The 1,993-nt window shown below is 44.6% G+C and carries 2 protein-coding genes; both read right to left on the bottom strand.

Annotated elements, in window-relative coordinates; genetic code table 11:
* Positions 1 to 217 (bottom strand): hypothetical protein (locus tag KDK18_RS00210; protein WP_257252347.1); only part of this gene is annotated, 217 nt, incomplete at its 3' end.
* A partial coding sequence (locus KDK18_RS00215) for a hypothetical protein (protein WP_257252348.1) occupies positions 180 to 1,993 on the bottom strand: 1,814 nt, incomplete at its 5' end. The genes KDK18_RS00210 and KDK18_RS00215, both read right to left, overlap by 38 nt.

Here is a 1,993-nt window from a genome sequence, read left to right on the forward strand (position 1 = left end):
CTCTGAGAAGTGCTACATTTTCGTCAAGTTGTCTATAATTCCGTGACTGAATTTCTCGAATAAGACCAACTTGATCAGCATCCTTTATGTGAAGTGTTTTAAGACTTTTGCGAAGTGTTTCAATATTTTTGCGAAGTGTTTCAATCTTTTTGCGATGTGTTTCAATCTCGCTAAGTTGATCATCGCTCACTTTTGTTAATTTTTTGTATTTCAGCATTCATTGATTCAATCCAATTGAACAGAACTTCTTGCTGAGTGTCAGGATCTGTATTGTCTTCAAAATCTGGCAAGTTTAAATGCGAGCCTATGACTGCATTGTGAGCTCGGGTTGCTGCTGCTTTTTCTGTCTCTGTGCCGATGCTTTGTTGCTGAACAGGTGGTTGATCGGCCTGTTCTTCCAGTTGCTTGAAGTAGTTAACGTGCTTAAGGTGTTCCTGAATGGCCTTGATACGTGCATTCAGGTCAGCTTTGTCAACCGGGACCAGACCATAATGTCTTTCAATTAAAGCCAGACTCTCCGAAGGATTCTCTTCGGCCATCATTAATGTCTCATCCAGATTTAAACCGGACCTGGGGTTGCTGTAACTCAGATCGTTTTTATCGTCCGGAGTAATACTGAACTGGCCTTCAATCGCCGCCAGTTTTGCTTTTACAACTTCTTCATCAGACTGTCCTGTTGCGGTATAGGTTGCGACAACCTTTGTGCGCATGTCATTAATTGTCTCCAGGAGACGTCTGGATTGCTCTTCTTGTGGCTGGGCATCATCCCAGTCATCAATGCCAAGCGCTATTGCCAGCTCAGAGTTGTAGGTATTTATGATTTCTATTCTGGCATCACGGAGTTGTTGTTTCAGCTTTGGAATTTGTTTGATTTTCTTCTGAAGTTTCCGTTCCTGGTTTTCAAGCTCTTCTATATCGTAACGAAGATGTCCCAGCTCAAATTCAGCTTGCTCATAGTGTCGTTGTGTTTGCTGTTTTTCCTTGTCAATTGCGTCGACTCTTTCCATTGCTTGCTGCAATTGATTTTCAAGCTGTAAGAGTTTGGCTTCTTTTATCTGTAGGTCTTCGAGCGTGTTATCCACCTCAATCAATTGTCTGGCCAGGTCGCGCAGGACTTTGTCAGCAAAATGTTCGTCGTTGTAACAAAAATCGCCCGGTAGTTTGGAGATATGGGGTGCAGTATTCAGCATATTCTGAACAAAATGCCGGGTATTCAGAAGATCTCTCAGTACGGGTCTGAAGTTGAAGTGTTTTGCAAGTTGAATATGCAACCAGGTTGGCGTGGTGACTGACGAAGCGATTTTGATGTGTTCCGGTGTGAACTCAAATTCATCTGCCTCATCTGGAGTAGCGCTGGCTAACGCCTGATGAAGAGACTCGTAGTATGCAAGCGAAAGTATCGCCAGTTTATCTTCCTCTTCAAGGGAAAGTGTCTCCGGTTTATTTTTCCCTGCAAGCGTTTCCTGATCTCTGTTAACTGCAGCGTCGTGTCGTGTAACAAAATCCTCCAGCACTGCCATCTGCCTGCTTCGAATGACGTGCTGGTAGCTTTTGACCTTGTATTTTTTAACCTGTCTTGTTAACGAAGAAGCGAGTTCGGTACCCAGAGGTTTATTGAGGTTTTCTACAAAAGCGATATCATGCGGATTCAGTTTCTGACCATGGAAAACAATCACCTCTCCCGAAACTTCTGATACTTCCAGCTTTGGATAGCCCGCAGGCAGAGGATAAAATTGTGTGTCATCCTCCCTGTGTACAATGTATCCGACGGGTTTGCTGTGTGCTAACAGTTCATTCAGGGCCTGCTGTTGTATATCCTCTCCCAGGACATGAACCTGGATATAGGCAGAGGCGGCGGCTGCCAGGAGAGCTTCATCGTTGACAAAAAGCGATTGACCCAGTCGCTTCAGTTCAGGAGGCTGATCGCCCGAAGCGATGAGACGCATGAAGGTACGCCCATTCACTTCAACTTTTTCTACTTCAATGGTGGCAA

The organism is Endozoicomonas sp. SESOKO3 (genome assembly GCF_024606255.1).